Genomic DNA, 17,543 nt, shown 5'->3' on the forward strand with positions numbered 1-17,543 from the left:
AAAAATAAGGTCGATCACTTAATAAAAGCTTATTTAGTTAAAGCTTAACAAATTAATAAGCAGCTCTATGTAATTTTAAGTATGTTGAATTTCCAAGAACTAAATGAAGTACCCGTAGACGAAAAAATCTGGGATACTACCGTACAGATGTACGACAATTTCATCGCCTTTTTACCTAGATTGGGTTTAGGTCTCGCTATTATCATACTGGGTACTTTAATCGCCACGTTAATTGGGCGATTAACAACCAGTAGTGTAAAATTGCGCACTAAAGATCCCTTGATGAGCAGGTTCTTGGGACGTGCCATACGTTTTACTATTATCATTGTTTTTATTATGGTTGCTCTACGCGCTGCTGGATTGGGAGATATAAGCGCCGGTATACTTGCTACTGCTGGTGCAAGTGCCGTGGTACTGGGATTTGCTTTTAAAGATATAGGACAAAACTTTATTGCAGGAGTAATTTTAAGTTTTAATCGTCCTTTCAATGTTAATGATACTGTGGAGATAGGTGATAATTTTGGAAGAGTAAAAGCATTGATGTTTAGATACACAAAATTAAAATCATTTGATGGTAAGGATGTTTATATCCCAAATTCAGATGTGATAACTCAACCGGTTACCAATTATACTGAAGACGGATTCTATCGATGGGATTTTGTAGTAGGAATTGATTATGACGAGGATATAGAACTGGCTAAATCGACCATTATGCGAGCTCTAGAAAAGGATGAAAAGGTAATAAGTGATGAGAACCATGTGAATTATGTAATAGAAGATGAGCTTGCAACGAGTACTGTTAATTTAAAAGTTTTCTTTTGGGTAGATACATTAGATTTTGGTTGGAAAGCAAATAGCACGCGCGGTCGAGTGATAGGACGAGTAAAACGCGCGTTAATGGAAGAAGGCTATTATTTACCGGCAGATATTCAAGAAATTAAACTGTATGGAAAGGATTCTGAATTACCTTTGTCACTCACTGATAAAAGACTGAAAAAAGATGCTTAAATTCTTTAAATATCTTGCTATTGTTGAAGGCTATTCCTTCCTTCTTATTTTATTTGTTACTATGCCATTGAAATACCTGGCTGACTTTGGTTTCCCCAACAAAATTGCTGGTATGGCACATGGTTTTTTATTCTTGGCTTATGTAGTAGTTGCCATTTTAGTTGGAGCACAACTTAAATGGAAATTTAAAACTACTTTAATAGCCTTGGTTATGTCAGTTGTTCCTTTTGGAACATTTTGGTTTGAAGAAAAATACTTGGCTTAAACAGAGTTTTAATATCGATAATTTCATTAAAATTGAAATAATCGATAATGTTGTTGAACTAGTCACCAAAAAACAGCAACAATGAGCAACAGCCTAACAGATTTAATGTGCCTTGACATTTACTTATTCAGTTTAAATGACAAAGAATACCAATTCATTCAAAAACAATTAGAAACAGCCGAACCTAAAATGATGCCACTCCTGTCTTGGGATATCTTCATGGATGGTAATCACCGTTACACTTCTGCTCTTAAAAGAAAACAAGATCTCTTCTCCATAAAAAATTTAGCTAAGGAGTATCAATGGAATAACAACATTGAAAATCTATTTGAGTCAATGGATTATGAAACGATTATCGTCACTGATAAAGATCAAAAGATAATTTGGGTAAATGATGGATTTTCCGAAATGACAGGATATTCTACTCAATTTGCAATAAACAAAACACCACGATTCCTACAAGGAAACCAAACTAAAGAAACTACTAAAAACCGTATACGTTTTAAAATTAAACAACATAAACCTTTTAGTGAGGTGATTGTAAATCATAGAAAAGATGGTACCACTTACAAATGTAAAGTGAACATCATTCCTTTATACCATAACCAGACAACGCACTATATCGCTTTTGAAAAACAAATTGCTTAAATAAACAGGCGATGTAGTTCCTTGATTAGGTAGTTAACCTATTTTTTCTTATTATTTATTATTCCTTTTAATCCACCTGCGATAGGCAGCTGCATTAATATTGTGTTGTGTAAGTGTTTTAGCAAATTTGTGGTAACCAAAATTTTGAACGTCGGCAACGAAGTAAAAGTAATCGTGATTTTCTGGTTGTAGAACAGCATTAATAGCGTCAATATCGGGTGTTACGATAGGACCAGGTGGCAATCCAGCATTTTTATAGGTGTTGTATTCACTATCTATTTCTAAATGCTTGTATAGAACCTGTTTAATGACTTGATTGAAATCACCGTCCTTTTTCTTTTTGGCGTAGATTACGGTAGGATCTGCATCTAGTTTTATGTTCTTTTTTAGACGATTCAAATACACACCAGCTACTCTTGCACGCTCATCCTTCATTGCTGTTTCCTTATGAACAATACTTGCTAAAATATAGGCTTGTGATGGAGAAAGGCGCTGCTTGCTAGCAAGACTTCTTCTATTCTCGTTCCAGTATTGCTGGTGATAGCTGTATAATTTATCTCTTAAAGAGGTTGCGGTGGTATTCCAATAACTATCATACGTGTTAGGTAAAAATAAGGTTAAGGCCTCTTCCCTACTTACTCCTGCCTTATTAAGAAAAGTAGAATCTGTAAACGCTTTTAATAAACTTAAACTATCTGGTTCTACTTGAGTCGCAAGCCTTCCTGCTAGATCCTCAATTCGTTCCTGATTATTAAATCTAACTTTTACTGGAGTATTACCACTGCGCAGCGTATTAATGATATCGTTGTTAGAACTTCCTTTTTTAATTAAAAATCGACCTGCCTTTACATTTTCATGATATTTTTTGCGAACAGCCGTTTGATGCAACGCGTCTCGATCTTCTACAGCATCGGCAAAAATTAGGAATGCCTTGTTATAATCTGCATCACTTGGTATGAATACCTCATAGGTTTCAGATTCAAAATTGGTATTGGGTGATAAGAAAGTGGTATAAACTTTATAGGCAAATCCTGCCATAAACAACAGTCCTACAAGGACTACTCCTAAAATAATTTTGCGGTATTTATTCATTAATCAATTGATAAATCAGTTCGTCTTTATAACCATCTGGAGTAGCGATCCAGTCTTTTTTTATTCCGCTTTCGCGAAAGCGTAATCTCTCAAACAACATTCTACTAGCTACATTATCCGTAGATATACTAGCATGTAGTTGGTGTAATCTAAGGTGTTTAAAAGCATATTCAATCATGAGTTGTAAACCAGCACGCGCGAGACCTTTTTTACGATGAGGTGTATCGATAACAATTCCAATTCCGGCACGATTATGAAATGGATCAAAATCATAGAGGTCTACCAAACCAGCAATTTGATCGCTATGGGTACAAATGGCTAGTCGCAGCTGCTTAACTTCATAAATATCTCGGTGAGCATTTTCTAAATACTCTCGTATCGTAAATCTAGAGTAAGGAGCTAGTAAATTCCCTACTTCCCATAATTCAGGATCATTCTCTAGCTGATAGATGTATTCCATATCAGCCAGATCAACAGCGCGCAGGTAACAAGTTTCATTCCTCAACATCATATATTAATGTTTCCTTTAAACACTTGCTGGGCTGGACCCGAAAGCCAAATATCAGTATAACCATTATCCTTGTTTACAAAACGCACAGATAACTCGCCACCTGGAGTTACTAGTGAAACGTTTGTATTTGTCGTATGACTCGTAGCATGCATGGCTAGAGCAACCGCAGTTACTCCTGTACCACAGCTATAGGTTTCATCCTCTACACCGCGTTCATAAGTACGCACTTTATAAGTACCGTGAGAGATAGGTTGAACAAAATTAATATTGGCACCATCATCACCATAAACTTCATGTCGCAGCTTTCTTCCTGCCTCAACAACGGGATAATTATCAAGGTCTGCCACTAATTGCACATGGTGTGGCGATCCTGTATTAGTAAAGCAATATTCTTTATTATCGTCTACCTTATTGACATCAATCATTTGAAGGCTTATGGTTCCGTCGTCATTAACGACCGCATCGTGCTTACCGTCAATAGCGTTAAAGGTGGTTTGTTTTTCAAAGATTCCTAAAAAATGAGCAAAACTTACTATACAACGACCACCATTACCACACATGGTACTTTCATTACCATCTGAATTGAAGTAAACCATGTTAAAATCTAAATGAGCATGATTCTCTAATAAGATAAAACCGTCACCACCAATTCCAAATCTTCTGTCACAGATACGTGCAATTGTTTTGGCATCTTTTTTGGTAAAAGATAAATCGCGATTATCTACTATGACAAAGTCGTTTCCAGTGCCTTGATACTTATAAAAGGTGAGTGAATCCATGATGCAAAAATACTATCAATTATACTAAAATTAAGGATGTAAATGCATTGTTTAATATGTTATCAATCCATTGTTAATTAAGGTTAATTTGACGGTATAAAAACAATGAATTAAATAATTTTAAGTTCAATAAGAAGCTAAAAAAAGAAAGAAATGAAAAGTTTAATCAAAAATTTCGGTATGGCTGTTTTAGGTGGCGCTGTTGTTTTAGGTACTTATAAAATAGCCTTTGAACCAGAGTCACAAATTGCCGCACAACAATCACAACAAGTTGCTAATGAGGTACAAACACCAGTACTTCCTGTAAAGAATGTTAATTACACTAATTCTATAGAAGGTATCGATTTTACCGAAGCCGCAGAAAAAACAGTGCATGCTGTGGTCCACGTAAAAAATACTACTATAGCTCGTGGTGGTATGTCTATTGCCGATCTTATGTATGGTAGAACACCTTATCGCCAGGCAGTAGGAACTGGTAGCGGTGTTATTATAACCGGTGATGGGTATATCGTAACTAATAATCACGTTATTGAAAATGCACAAAGTCTAGAAGTGACATTAAACAATAACAAAACCTACAAGGCAGAACTCGTGGGAACTGAACCTAATAGTGATATTGCCCTATTAAAAATAGAAGCTGATGAAGAATTACCTTATGTAGTTTTTGGTGATAGTAATCAAGCTAAAATTGGTGAATGGGTACTAGCTGTAGGAAACCCTTTTAATCTTACAAGTACTGTTACCGCTGGGATTATAAGTGCAAAAGGACGTGATCTAGATGAACGCGATAGAAAAATGCAGTCTTTTATTCAAACTGATGCTGCTGTTAACCCAGGAAACTCAGGTGGCGCATTAGTCAACCAAAATGGGGAATTAATTGGTATCAATACCGCAATTGCTAGTAGAACTGGTTCCTATGTAGGATACTCTTTTGCAGTTCCATCAAATAACGCTCGTAAGATTATCGAGGATCTTATGGAATTTGGATTTGTACAGAAAGGGATGCTAGGAATATCAGGAACAGACCTCAATGGTAACATTGCTGATGAAATGGGAATTGATGAGAGTGAAGGAATATATGTTGCCAAAGTGGTTGAAAATTCTGGTGCTGCAAAAGCGAATCTAAAAAATGGTGACATTATTAAAAGTATTGATGGTTTAAAAATGAAAACCTTTGCCGATTTAACCGGATACATTTCAAGTAAAAATCCAGGTGATATTGTTTATGTGAGTTACCTAAGAAATGGAGTTCAAAAACAAGCTCAAATTGAAATAACAAAAAACAATACGGTTCTCATTCCTCAAATTGAAATGGAAGTACGTAATCTTTTTAAAGAGGATCAAAAGATATTTGATACTAAAAAAGGCGTGCGTATCACAAGAACAACAGGTGAATTATCTAGATATGACATGAGAGATTATATCATCACCAAGGTGAATGATTATGAAATTACTAATATTGACGATCTACAAGAAATTTTAAGAGAAGTAAATCCTAGAGAGACACTATTGATTCAAATGAAAAACAGTCGTGGCGAAGTAGAACGATTTAGATATACAATAGATTAATTAGAAATGTTGGTTAATAAAGTACCGCTATCTTTATTTCAAGGTAGCGGTATTTTTTATTGATCAACCAATTGAGCATCATAATTCATGAAAGTTCTACTAGTAGAAGTAACATAAATTTTTGAAAATCCATGTTTTAAAAATTCAATAACAAACTCATGGTTCTCATCCTTACCAGAAGCATTAAATTTTCTAGTTATCATCTTTCTTTCTTCATTAATAATGATTTCATTATCACTTATGGGAGCTTCCACTACAATTCCAGGATTAGACATATAATGTGTAGAAAGCCTTTGTTCTCCATAAAAAGGAAGTTGAGTAAACAAGGAATCATTTCTTACCTCAAAAGTTACAGACTCACCTGATAGGTTTATACGATTGGGAGAATCACCTCTTTGCATCGTGACTTGGGTTAATACTTGATTAGTAGCATTTGTATTAAAAGGGTACGCTACAGTTACATCAAGTTTAAAGTCATTAGTCGCAATACCCTTTACACGATTAAAATCTTCGACCGTATAAGTTTTAGAAGAACTACATCCTATTATAAAAAGTAAACCTATTAATAGAGAGAAACGCATTTTTATTTTAAAGTTACCTATTTAAATTCTTAAAACACTTAATATTCTAATAATTAACGTATTAGTGAAAAATGACCCGTGATAGATTTATTATCATAGTCCAATTTAAACCAGTAATCACTACTTGGTAAAGGTTGCCCGTTGTATGTTCCATCCCATCCTACTCTAACCGCGATATCATTTATCTCCTTGATCAACTTACCGTGTCTATCAAATATTTGGAGTCTGGCATCTGGAAAGTTTCTTAACCCTTCAAAATTAAAATAGTCATTAAAACCATCTTGATTAGGAGTAAAAAACTGAGGTATAATTATTCTGTTGTATTCTTGTTGAACTACCGTACAATTTAGTCTATCACGAACAAAAACAGTGACTTGAGTAAAAGTAGTAATATCAAAGTTTGGCAAATCAGACCACCTTAAACCGTCAATACTGTATTGAAAATTTGACAAGTCAGTATTAGACAGTGTTACTTGTAAATCATTTCCAATAACGATTATTTCATCAATTATAGGAGCTTCGGTAATTGTTACAGTAAATGTCGCTGTAGAAGAACAACCGTCGTTGTTAATTACTTCTACGGTATAAATTCCTTCAGTATCAACGTCAATAGTTGGTGTACCTTCTCCAGTGCTCCATACGTAACTTGCTGGTGAGAATTGAGGATCTAGGACTACCGTTTCATCAGGACAAATTTCGTAATCTTGACTCGTAACATTTGGACTATTGAAGGCTAGGAAATCAATAGCAACTCTAGAATTTGATACACAACCGCTTTGAATATCAACAGTTTCAACGTAATAAGTTCCTGGGATGTTTGTGGTATAATCATTGGAAACATCATGAATAGAGGTTCCACCTGTAGGAACGGTATACCAAAAAGCCGTGGTCCCATTAGGCAAGGTGACTTCCATTTCTTCAGAAATACCATCACAAGCAATCACTGGATTTTGAACTGGAACTGCTTGCGGAACTGTAACATCACGAAATTCGAAAACATCAGAAAAGTTCACGCATTGTGAATTGGATAAATTAACAGCATCTTCAGCTACTTTGACTCTATAAAAAATAGTGTCGTTTAAATTAGGTGTAGTAAAAGTAGGTCCATTCTGTCCTAAAATATCAGTAAAAATAACACCATCATCGCTTTGCTGCCATTGATACTCTGGGGTTGTGAATATGGAACTTACCGTACTTGCCGATAAAGTAATGGATTGTGCAGGATCATCCTCACATTTTGTAACAACCGTATTATTAGCCGCATCAATTATTTGTGTGGTATCACCACAAGTTCTAAAAACGATGTCATCGATGGCTAGGTCATTACCGCAACCACCAGCACCTTCATTTATTAGTTTTAAAATACATCCATTTTGTCCGGTTGCAGTGGTAAAAGTAAGACCGTATTGCTTCCATGTAGGTGCAGGTTGTGATGACTCAGGTGGCATTGCACCGCTTGCTAGTAAGGTGGAATCGGTAATGTCCCAAATTTCAAATCTTACTTGTATAGGAATTTCTCCAGCGCCACAAGGATTGTTGTTATCCAAAATATTGATCACCCAGGCACTAAATTCATAAGGTGTATTTTCACACAAGCCTGTTATCGGAGTTTGATAAAATAAACCTGCGGTAAAATCGGCATTTACTAAAAGCATTTTTCCATTAGGATCTCCTGTATGATCTGGAGCATCCCAAAAACTACTCAATTGTTGCATATTACTAGAGATGGTATATTCTCCATCTTGAATACCACTATTAACGTATGTGTAGGTAGTTACATTTGCTGGTAAAGCAGGTCCATTGGTAGTTCCTGATCCAAAGGTTTCGGTAAAAATGGTTGGTCCAATTTCACCATCGCAAAATGATAATTGCGCTTTCGCGAAAGCGAAATAAAATAATACTAAAAGAGTTACAGCTATCCTTTTCATTGAGTGCAAGATAACTAAGGTTGCTGATACTTTAACTTATAAATATATAAAGGTATTGACAGTAAATTAACAAAATTTATAAAGAGTGCTAAAGTGATATTAAGGTAAACTAAAAACAAAGAAATTCTATAACAACTGTTGTATCTTTAAAATAAAAATTATGACTATACAGTTTAATTACGACGGAGTTTCTGGAAGTGAAAGACTAGAAAACTATACCAAAGAAAAGCTACAAACGATTTTTGAACGTTATGACTGGGTAACACGTGCAGACGTGTTTTTCAAAACAGAAAATACATCGAGTGATCAAACGGGTATGATATCCCAAATAAGATTAAGTGCTCCTGGACCAAGACTTTTTGCCGAGGAGTCGCACGATAATTTTGAAGAAGGAATTTCAAAAGTTATTACTCAACTAAAAACTCAATGTGAGAAGAGAAAGGCGACAATAGTAAAACATTAAAAATGGGAGTTCTTGCAAAATCCAGTCGTGAAGTAAGTATTTTTTACGATTCTAATAAAAAATTACACAAGGAAGTGTATGCTTACCTAGTGAGTAGTGGCAAATCAATTAATCAACGTGATATAAATAAATTTGATATTACTGGAACTATATATGCAGAACTTATTGAATTGCTAGAATGTGATATCATTGATTTAATTGACACCAGTCATGAGAAATATCAAGGTGGTGATAGTATTGAATTTAATGACGGTGTTGATGTTTTACGCAATCAACCAGAATTATTGCGCTTTCCTATTCTTGTAAATGATAAAAAAGCTTTACAAGCTATATCAATGAGCGACGCGATAAAGTTTTTTGATCCAGACACTGCACAAGTGAGAATACCTTAAGTATTTTTACATCATGATTTGGACAGGATTTATAATAATGGTCAGCATCTTTTTGATGCTTGACCTTTTTGTTTTTAATAGAAAGGCTCATGTTATAGGAACCAAAGAGGCTAGTAAATACACTGCTCTTTGGGTAAGTATCGCTGTAGCTTTTACAGGTGCCATTTACCTGATATATGACAATGGACTTGTAGACAATCCTGAAAACATGACAGCCATTGATGCATCTATTAAATATATTACTGGATATCTTATTGAGTTGTCGTTAAGCATAGACAACATTTTTGTGATTGCGGTTATTTTTGGCTCCTTTAATATTGCTCTCAAATACCAGCACCGAGTTTTGTTTTGGGGAATTGTTGGTGCTTTAGTTTTTAGAGCCTTAATGATTTTGTTTGGCGTTGCCTTAATTAACAAGGTAAGCTGGATGACTTATGTTTTTGGGTTATTTCTACTGTATACGGCTTTTAAAATGCTCAAGAACAATGACGAAGAATTTGATCCTGCTCAAAGTCCCATCTATAAACTAGTACGCAAATTTTTACCGGTTACCGATCAAATTAATGGGCAGCAGCTCTTTATCAGAAAAATGGGTAAAAGAATTGCAACCCCATTATTTTTGGCCTTGGTGGTCATCGAATTGACCGATGTTCTTTTTGCTCTAGATTCTATACCGGCTATTCTAGCTATCACGGCTGATCCCTTTTTGGTTTTCACAAGTAACATTCTTGCCATAATGGGATTGAGAAGTATGTACTTTTTCCTAACCAATCTCTTAAACAAGTTCCAATACATTCATTATAGTCTAGTAGCCATACTGAGTTTTGTGGGAATCAAAATGTTATTAGTTCATCATATACATTTTCCAGAATGGTTGTCACTCGGATTTATATTTATAGCTTTACTTGCTGGTGCTTTGGCATCTAGAATGAAAAAAAATTAATCTCATCAATCTCTCCTTACTATGTTTAAATGGTTGCAAGCGATGATAGGTAAATCATCAAAAACGAGCGAGTCTTTAATGAAGGAGATGGCGCAAAAAGCTAAAATTCCAGAAAAGGATTTAGCTTTATTAAAAGAAGAACTGAATAAAATTGTCATTACGGCTACAGGTTATAATAAGGTTAAAGACATAGACCAAAATGTATTTTTAAAAATTCAAAAAAAAGATTCTAAAGGCTTGATCATACCATTAAGAGGAGTATTCCCTATTAATGGCGAGTCTAAAGCTTTTTATTTTGATGAACATAAAGCGAATTCAATCGGTCCCTATTGTGAATTAAGCACGATTGATTATGACGAGTTCCCTATACAAGAATACTACCAGACAGTAACCGTAAAAAGCTTACCGATTTGGGAAGAGGTAATTCATAGATATCCAGAATTACATAAATTAATAGTAAAGCTTGCTCCTGAATTTCCTTGGACATTATATAAAACAGCAAAAAGCCAAATCATCACACCTACACCTTTAATTCAATTGGGTGGATATCCTCAATGGATCATCAATGATATCGATTTTAGAAAAATAAAAGGTAAAGAATTAAAGTTTCAATATCTTAATTCTAGGAGTAGAAAAGGTTACTTTGAGTTTGAATCAGAAGGAAATTTAGGAGATTTATGCTTTTTTCAACGAGATTAACGGCAGTTAAACGTTTTTAGAGAAATAGCCAAGTAAATACATATTCATTCCCCTTTTTCTGTATTAAAATTGTTTCCCCTTAAATTTTTAATACATGAAAACCCTAGAACCATTAATCCCTACCGAAATAAAGTTTGGAAGGAATATGGAATATAGATTTAAATGGACTCCACTTACCGATTCACTTACAGGTGGCAAAAGCACTGGAGAAATAATTCAACACGATCATTATGTAGAATTTTGTGGTACCATTAAATCCGTCAATAATTCCTCGTGGAGCATGTTGAGATCTCACAAACTTGAACAAGATTTAAGTGAGGTGAAATTCATAGAAATTAAATTGAGAACCGATGGTAGACCCGTTGCTTTTGAAATAGAGTTCAATCCAGGTGTTCAACAAGAAAAATACGGATATATGATTCGTATGCATAAGAATACTTGGAAGACCATAAAGCTACCCATCAATCATTTCAAGCGTGTCCTTTTTCACAACATTATTCCTGGAGAAATTGATAAAGAAAACTTAAAAAAAGTTTTAAGATATAATTTCTCTATATCCGATGGTATTGTAGGTAATTATAGTATCGATGTAGAATACATTAAGTTCTTATAATAAAAAAGGTGCGTTTACAAGCACCTTTTTTATTTGTTATTTTAATTAGTATTGTTCATTCTCATTAGGAAAGTCTTTTGCTTTAACATCCTTAACGTAGGAACTTACTGCATCACCCATTTCCTCATAAAGATTTAAATACCTACGTAAAAAACGTGGATTAAATTCATGTGTCATTCCAAACATATCATGAGAAACTAATACCTGACCATCAACTCCAGCACCAGCACCTATACCAATTACAGGTATACTTAATTGACTTGCTACTTTTTCTGCAAGAGCAGCGGGAACTTTTTCTAGCACTAGGGCAAAACAACCCCATTTTTCGAGTAATAATGCATCCTCAATAAGCTTTTCCGCTTCGGCTTCTTCTTTAGCACGTACTGTATAAGTACCAAATTTATATATACTTTGAGGTGTAAGTCCTAGATGGCCCATTACCGGTATTCCTGCGTGTAAAATACGTTTTATGGATTCCTTTACTTCTCTTCCTCCTTCAAGTTTAACGCTGTGTCCGCCACTTTCCTTCATTATTCTAATCGCACTGCGCAAGGCCTCTTTAGGATCACTTTGATAACTACCAAAAGGTAAATCTACAACAACCAGCGAGCGCTCTGCGGCTCTTACAACACTACTCGCATGATAAATCATTTGATCTAGTGTTATAGGTAGCGTAGTCTCGTGACCTGCCATTACGTTACTAGCGCTATCTCCTACTAGAATCACATCAACGCCGCCACTATCTACTATTTTGGCCATGGTATAATCATAAGCAGTTAGCATAGAGATTTTTTCTCCATTGGCCTTCATTTCGGATAATGATTTAACGGTTATTCTTTTATATTGCTTCTTTGCTACAGACATAATCTTGTTTTATGAAGTAAAAATACTAATATTACCATTCAATTAGATATTATGAACAGGAAAGCTTTATTAATGATGGTTTGTGTTTGTTTCGCTTTCGCGAAAGCGTACTCTCAACAACCGGTAGAACAAGAATCCATTGCACAGGACTCTATTAATGAAATGGTGAAGCCGATAAAAAAGTCTCCTGTGGAGGCTGTACGTGAATTTTTCGATGCATTTCACGAGCAGGATAGCGTTGCCCTAGACCAGTCCATGGCCGATAATCTGATGCTATTCTCTTATATTAAGTCTCGTTCTAAAGGAAATTCAATGGAAAAGGCGAGTAAGTCTGACTTTGTGAATAGCATTTTAAATATTCCAGAAAACATGACCTTTAAGGAAACGCTTATAGAAATTAGTCATACTACTTTTGAGGATATTGCAACGGTCCATACAACCTACGAATTTCATGTTAATGGTCAATTTTCACATAGTGGTGTCAACGTATTTACCATGGTTTATTACAATGATAAATGGTTGATAACTGGAATTACGGACACTCGGAATATGCTTTACTAATTTCAATAAAAAAAGACCTGTGTTAAAACAGGTCTTTTTTTTAATCCGCAATTATTTAAAACTACTGATTTCCTAGGATTATAGGTAAACCACCGTTGTCAGAACTACCTACAACGATCACTTTAGAATTAGGTGATTCAGCAAGTTTTAAAGTAGCCTCAATACCTTTTTCCATTAAAATTTTATCAGTAAGTGATTTACTTAAAATATCATTTGCTGCGGCCTTACCTTGTGCGTCAATTCTTTGACGTTCTGCTTCTTTTTGAGCCTTTACCAGCCTGAACTCGTACTCTTGAGCTTCTTGTTCCTGTCTTAACTTACGTTCGATAGCATCGTTAATTTTAGGTGGTAACTTAACCTCTTTTACAAATACCTTGTTCACGGTAAGGTATTGGCCTTCTAATTCCTTAGTAAGTTCAGACATGATTTCACTTACAATAATTTCCTTCTTAGAGGAATAAAGTTGCTCAGGAGTGTAACGACCAACTACTGATCTGGTAGCAGCGTTAATGGCCGGATCAAGGATAGTTTCAACGTAATTTGCTCCTTTTTCCTTATACAACCTAGGTAGGTTATCATATTCTGGTTGAAACCACACCGTACCTTCAACAGTTACTTTAAGACCGTTTACCGAAAGTACTTCCATACTATCAGAAAATGATTGTTGTTTCACTCTAAATTCCGTCATATCATTCCACGGTGCAATGATATGAAATCCTTCTCCATAGGTTTTACTGGTATCAACACCAGAAAAGAAGTTGAATAGAACACCTGCTTCACCAGCACCTATATTAACTGAACTTTTAAATAAAATAATAATAGCTAGTACAATTCCTATCGCAAATAGAATTGCTGCCTTTGGTAATTTTTCCATAATCTAATTTTAAATTAATCCGTTGTATTTCCTGATAAACCATTCTAGTCCTAAGGACAAAAGCAAAACTCCTAATAAATAGTGCCAATCAATTAAAGAGGAATATTTAAGAGTTGCTTTTTCGATAGTTTTATACTTAGATTCATCAAGTAGTTCATCTAGTACTTTATTGGTCTCGCCAGCATAAAAAATATTACTAGAATCAATTAAAGAATTGAAAGAGCTAGAACTCGCACTGGTAAATTGTTTTTCAATGTCAAACTCGAGTATGCTTATTTTTCCAGATTGAGTTAAAACATCATTTTCAACTTTTACTGTAAAGTTATAATCTGCTGGTTCTATATCTGAAAGATTTACCTTATAGGTATTGTTAGAGAGAACAAATGGCCTGATAATTTTCTCACTAGTTTCAAGATTAGTTAAATAAAGATTTAGAATACCACTGTCTTCAAACTCGTAGTTTTTGTTTAAAAATATAGCATTGATTACTATTTCATTGTTTTGATAATAAAAGGAATTATAATCTACATCTAGTCGCTTACGTTTTTTATTACTTGCTAGTAGTTGCACCTGACTACTCACTAAATCGTCAAAATTTGTAAAAGAGGTTGACTCTATAAAACTTTGTGATCGCCATCTCCATAATCCTGCACCCATTGTAACAGAATGTCGGTTGGTATTTTCCTCATAATTAAACCATAAAGGATCGGCTGTTTCTACAGATCCTATTTGTTTGTAGAAAAGTATATCAATAGGTGTATTAAAACTTACCATTCCAAAAGGTGCTCTTACTGGTGGATAATCATTAAATGAAAATGAATCAACATTATAGGCCGTAAAATTCTCATTAAGAATGGGTTGCACCTCATCAACATCCTTTGAGTTTTCGATTGAAAAGGCGTTTTGTAAAGAGTTGATCATTTGAATATCTGGAGATTCTCCCAGTAACCACCAAGTGTTTTTACCCAATAACTTTACCTGCTTTATAATTGGCTTTAAGTCCTGGTTGACACCATAAAAAATAATTAAGTTATACTCATTTAGATTAGAAACTTTATCGGGATTCACAATTTCAACTGTTCTTTGTTGATTGCTTTCAATGGCTTTACGCAACGCACCTACGTCAGGATGCATGCTAGCTGTAATAATGGCCACCTTGGTTTGTTGATCGATTACTTCAACAGCAAAATTTCTATAATTGTTAGAGGTATTTTTCTCTTCTGTGAAAGGTTCTATAGCGATTTGGTACCGTTGTGTACCTATGGAAGTACTTTCTAATAAGGCCGAAATTACAGTACTAGAATTATTTTTGGAGAATGTTAGATTTTCTCGATAAACAATTTGGTTACCATTCTTGATTGTGAGTCTCGATTCTCTTGATACGTCTCCTGAATATTGAACAAATATCTCAACAGGAAATTCATTTTTTAAATAAGAATATTTATTAACATTTACCTGTCCTATTCTAAAATCGTCATAAACAGTCGTATCCCCATAAATTATAGGAAAAAGTGATTCTGGATTATTTAATTTGGTGAAAGCTAGATCCCTACCTCTACTTTGATTTCCATCTGTAAGCAGTAAAGTAACATTATTTCTTGATTTAAAAAGCTCTTGATTCTTGGATAACCCGTTTGAGATATTAGTAGCGTCACCTTTAAAATTTAAACTATCAAAGGGTTCAAAATTATCGTCTAGTGCAAATGTTCTTATTTCAAACTTTTCAACTAAATCTTCATTTTGAATCAAGCTTTGATAATCCGAGTTGAGTTGTTCGCTAGCATTAAGATAATCTATGGATTTAGATTGATCCAATAGAATGGAAAGAACCGGCTTTTCATCCTGAAAGGATTTTGTAACAAACTTTGGATTAATCAATAAAAAAGCTGCACTTAGAACAGAAATGAACCTAAGTACAGCTAAGTAATATAAACTATTTGATAAACGCTTTTCTTTAAAAAAATAGGAATACCAAGCAAATAATGCACTAGCGATTACCGCTACTCCTATCCATAAATAATAAGCAGTTTGCAAGATAATTAATGGTTTAAGTTAACATTCCACCATCAACATTAAGTACTTGACCAGTAATGTAAGCAGATAAATCACTAGCTAGAAATACACATGCATTTGCCACATCTTCTGGAGTACCACCTCTTTTAAGAGGAATTCCGTCTCTCCATCCTTGTACCGTTTTCTCATCTAGAGCACCGGTCATTTCAGTTTCAATAAAACCTGGAGCAATGGCATTACAACGTATATTACGAGATCCCAATTCCAGAGCAACAGATTTTGTAAAACCTAAGATACCAGCTTTTGATGCGGCATAATTGGTTTGTCCTGCATTACCTTTAACACCAACCACGCTGCTCATATTGATAATGCTTCCCTTACGTTGTTTTAACATGGTACGTTGTACAGCTTTAGTCATGTTAAAAACAGACTTTAAGTTTACTTCAATCACCTTGTCAAAATCCTCTTCACTTATACGCATAAGTAAATTATCCTTAGTTATCCCAGCATTATTTATCAATACATCTATAGTATCAAAATCATTCGAGACCGCTTCTATGAGTTCCTGAGCTTGATTGAAGTCTGCAGCGTTACTCTTATAAGCTTTTGCTTTAACTCCTAGGTCAGTTAACTCTTTTTCTAATTCTAGAGCAGGTGCTTCAGAACTTGCGTAGGTAAAAGCAACATTGGCACCATTTTCTGCAAAAACACGTGCAATCCCTTTACCTATTCCACGGCTTGCGCCAGTGATGATTACATTTTTTCCTTCCAGTAATTTCATAAGGTTTGGTATTTATAAAAATAAAACTCAATGGAACACAGTGTGTTCCATTGAGTTTTAAGAAAATCTATAATTATTTTCCTAGAACTTCAGCAACTTTTTTACCTATCTCAGCTGGAGAATCAACAACGTGAATACCACATTCTCTCATAATTGCCTTCTTAGCTTGAGCAGTGTCTTCAGATCCACCTACAATAGCACCTGCGTGACCCATTGTACGTCCAGCAGGAGCAGTTTCACCTGCGATAAAACCAACAACTGGTTTTTTATTACCTGTTTCTTTAATCCATCTAGCAGCATCAGCTTCTAACTGACCACCTATTTCACCTATCATTACGATAGCCTCAGTTTCTGGGTCATTCATAAATAATTCAACGGCTTCCTTTGTAGTCGTTCCAATAATTGGATCACCACCAATTCCTATTGCTGTAGAAATACCATAACCTTGTTTTACTACCTGGTCAGAAGCTTCATAAGTAAGTGTTCCAGATTTTGATACAATTCCTACTTTACCTTCTTTAAATACAAAACCTGGCATAATTCCAACTTTTGCCTCACCTGGAGTAATTACACCAGGACAGTTAGGACCAACTAATCTACAGTCCTTATCCTTGATATAATCAGCAGCTTTTACCATATCTGCCACAGGAATACCTTCAGTAATAGTAATGATTACTTTGATACCTGCGTCAGCAGCTTCCTTAATAGCATCAGCAGCAAATGCTGGTGGAACAAAAATAATTGTTGTATCGGCGTTTACCTTTTCAACAGCCTCTTTAACCGTATTAAAAACTGGTTTACCTAGGTGTTCTTGACCACCTTTACCTGGAGTAACTCCACCTACAACGTTTGTACCGTATTCAATCATTTGACCAGCATGAAAAGTACCTTCACTACCAGTAAATCCTTGAACTATAATATTTGAATCCTTATTTACTAAAACACTCATTTATATGTAT

The 17,543-nt window shown here is 34.8% G+C and carries 20 protein-coding genes; 10 read left to right on the forward strand and 10 right to left on the reverse strand.

Annotation, left to right across the window (positions count from 1 at the left end):
* The first annotated feature begins 81 nt into the window (after positions 1 to 81).
* From HCN53_RS03785 to HCN53_RS03795, 3 genes are all read left to right on the forward strand, one after another.
* Positions 82 to 1,008 (forward strand): mechanosensitive ion channel family protein, encoded by a 927-nt coding sequence (locus HCN53_RS03785; RefSeq protein ID WP_060522399.1) that lies wholly within the window; start codon positions 82 to 84, stop codon positions 1,006 to 1,008.
* Positions 1,001 to 1,273 carry a DUF3817 domain-containing protein gene (locus HCN53_RS03790; RefSeq protein WP_042279193.1) on the forward strand — a complete coding sequence of 91 codons (273 nt, stop codon included), beginning with the start codon at positions 1,001 to 1,003 and terminating at the stop codon, positions 1,271 to 1,273. Before HCN53_RS03785 ends, HCN53_RS03790 begins: the two co-directional genes overlap by 8 nt.
* A gap of 81 nt (positions 1,274 to 1,354) precedes the next feature.
* Positions 1,355 to 1,921: a PAS domain-containing protein gene (locus HCN53_RS03795; protein ID WP_167342090.1), complete on the forward strand. Its 567-nt coding sequence runs from the start codon at positions 1,355 to 1,357 to the stop codon at positions 1,919 to 1,921.
* A 51-nt stretch (positions 1,922 to 1,972) separates the two neighbouring features.
* On the opposite strand, the gene mltG is transcribed toward HCN53_RS03795, so the two are convergent.
* The 3 genes from mltG to dapF are packed head-to-tail and all read right to left on the reverse strand — an operon-like array spanning position 1,973 to position 4,303.
* Positions 1,973 to 3,013: an endolytic transglycosylase MltG gene (gene mltG / locus HCN53_RS03800; protein ID WP_167342091.1), complete on the reverse strand. Its 1,041-nt coding sequence runs from the start codon at positions 3,011 to 3,013 to the stop codon at positions 1,973 to 1,975.
* The gene (locus HCN53_RS03805) at positions 3,006 to 3,521 is read right to left on the reverse strand and encodes a GNAT family N-acetyltransferase (RefSeq protein ID WP_082586985.1); all 516 of its coding nucleotides are present in this window, start codon (positions 3,519 to 3,521) and stop codon (positions 3,006 to 3,008) included. The genes mltG and HCN53_RS03805 overlap by 8 nt, the downstream gene beginning before the upstream one ends.
* Positions 3,521 to 4,303 (reverse strand): diaminopimelate epimerase, encoded by a 783-nt coding sequence (gene dapF, locus HCN53_RS03810; RefSeq protein WP_105019126.1) that lies wholly within the window; start codon positions 4,301 to 4,303, stop codon positions 3,521 to 3,523. Before dapF ends, HCN53_RS03805 begins: the two co-directional genes overlap by 1 nt.
* Positions 4,304 to 4,456: 153 nt before the next feature.
* On the opposite strand from dapF, the gene HCN53_RS03815 reads away from it, so the two are divergent.
* Positions 4,457 to 5,872 (forward strand): trypsin-like peptidase domain-containing protein, encoded by a 1,416-nt coding sequence (locus HCN53_RS03815; RefSeq protein WP_085774824.1) that lies wholly within the window; start codon positions 4,457 to 4,459, stop codon positions 5,870 to 5,872.
* A 56-nt stretch (positions 5,873 to 5,928) separates the two neighbouring features.
* Here the strand turns inward: HCN53_RS03815 and HCN53_RS03820 are convergent, their stop codons facing one another.
* Positions 5,929 to 6,453, reverse strand: coding sequence for a DUF4251 domain-containing protein (locus HCN53_RS03820; RefSeq protein ID WP_167342092.1), 525 nt, complete (start codon positions 6,451 to 6,453; stop codon positions 5,929 to 5,931).
* A gap of 53 nt (positions 6,454 to 6,506) precedes the next feature.
* Complete coding sequence (locus tag HCN53_RS03825; protein WP_167342093.1) at positions 6,507 to 8,381, reverse strand: T9SS type B sorting domain-containing protein; 1,875 nt, start codon at positions 8,379 to 8,381, stop codon at positions 6,507 to 6,509.
* A 160-nt stretch (positions 8,382 to 8,541) separates the two neighbouring features.
* On the opposite strand from HCN53_RS03825, the gene HCN53_RS03830 reads away from it, so the two are divergent.
* The 5 genes from HCN53_RS03830 to HCN53_RS03850 all read left to right on the forward strand — a co-directional run bounded on the left by HCN53_RS03830 (position 8,542) and on the right by HCN53_RS03850 (position 11,491).
* A complete protein-coding gene (locus HCN53_RS03830; protein WP_042279210.1) occupies positions 8,542 to 8,844 on the forward strand; it encodes an HPF/RaiA family ribosome-associated protein in 303 nt (100 codons plus the stop codon).
* Between the two features lie 2 nt (positions 8,845 to 8,846).
* Entirely contained in the window at positions 8,847 to 9,236 is a 390-nt protein-coding gene (locus HCN53_RS03835) for an arsenate reductase family protein (protein ID WP_167342094.1), read from the forward strand.
* 10 nt (positions 9,237 to 9,246) lie between these two features.
* Positions 9,247 to 10,179, forward strand: coding sequence for a TerC family protein (locus HCN53_RS03840; RefSeq protein WP_167343244.1), 933 nt, complete (start codon positions 9,247 to 9,249; stop codon positions 10,177 to 10,179).
* A 21-nt stretch (positions 10,180 to 10,200) separates the two neighbouring features.
* Complete coding sequence (locus tag HCN53_RS03845; RefSeq protein WP_167342095.1) at positions 10,201 to 10,878, forward strand: hypothetical protein; 678 nt, start codon at positions 10,201 to 10,203, stop codon at positions 10,876 to 10,878.
* A 94-nt stretch (positions 10,879 to 10,972) separates the two neighbouring features.
* Positions 10,973 to 11,491: a CIA30 family protein gene (locus HCN53_RS03850; protein WP_167342096.1), complete on the forward strand. Its 519-nt coding sequence runs from the start codon at positions 10,973 to 10,975 to the stop codon at positions 11,489 to 11,491.
* A 45-nt stretch (positions 11,492 to 11,536) separates the two neighbouring features.
* Here HCN53_RS03850 and panB read toward each other — a convergent pair whose 3' ends face one another.
* Positions 11,537 to 12,355 (reverse strand): 3-methyl-2-oxobutanoate hydroxymethyltransferase, encoded by an 819-nt coding sequence (panB, locus tag HCN53_RS03855; RefSeq protein WP_042279222.1) that lies wholly within the window; start codon positions 12,353 to 12,355, stop codon positions 11,537 to 11,539.
* A 51-nt stretch (positions 12,356 to 12,406) separates the two neighbouring features.
* On the opposite strand from panB, the gene HCN53_RS03860 reads away from it, so the two are divergent.
* Positions 12,407 to 12,916 (forward strand): nuclear transport factor 2 family protein, encoded by a 510-nt coding sequence (locus HCN53_RS03860; protein WP_167342097.1) that lies wholly within the window; start codon positions 12,407 to 12,409, stop codon positions 12,914 to 12,916.
* 61 nt (positions 12,917 to 12,977) lie between these two features.
* Here HCN53_RS03860 and HCN53_RS03865 read toward each other — a convergent pair whose 3' ends face one another.
* From HCN53_RS03865 to sucD, 4 genes are all read right to left on the reverse strand, one after another.
* A complete protein-coding gene (locus tag HCN53_RS03865) occupies positions 12,978 to 13,790 on the reverse strand; it encodes a prohibitin family protein (protein ID WP_105019134.1) in 813 nt (270 codons plus the stop codon).
* Positions 13,791 to 13,799: 9 nt separating this feature from the next.
* Entirely contained in the window at positions 13,800 to 15,824 is a 2,025-nt protein-coding gene (locus tag HCN53_RS03870) for a hypothetical protein (protein WP_167342098.1), read from the reverse strand.
* A 13-nt stretch (positions 15,825 to 15,837) separates the two neighbouring features.
* Positions 15,838 to 16,584, reverse strand: a complete 747-nt coding sequence (gene fabG, locus HCN53_RS03875) for a 3-oxoacyl-[acyl-carrier-protein] reductase (RefSeq protein ID WP_042279226.1) — start codon at positions 16,582 to 16,584, stop codon at positions 15,838 to 15,840.
* Positions 16,585 to 16,657: 73 nt separating this feature from the next.
* Positions 16,658 to 17,533 (reverse strand): succinate--CoA ligase subunit alpha, encoded by an 876-nt coding sequence (gene sucD / locus HCN53_RS03880; RefSeq protein ID WP_060522386.1) that lies wholly within the window; start codon positions 17,531 to 17,533, stop codon positions 16,658 to 16,660.
* Positions 17,534 to 17,543: the final 10 nt, after the last annotated feature.

Source organism: Nonlabens sp. SY33080 (assembly GCF_011784885.1).
GTDB classification, from domain to species: domain Bacteria; phylum Bacteroidota; class Bacteroidia; order Flavobacteriales; family Flavobacteriaceae; genus Nonlabens; species Nonlabens tegetincola.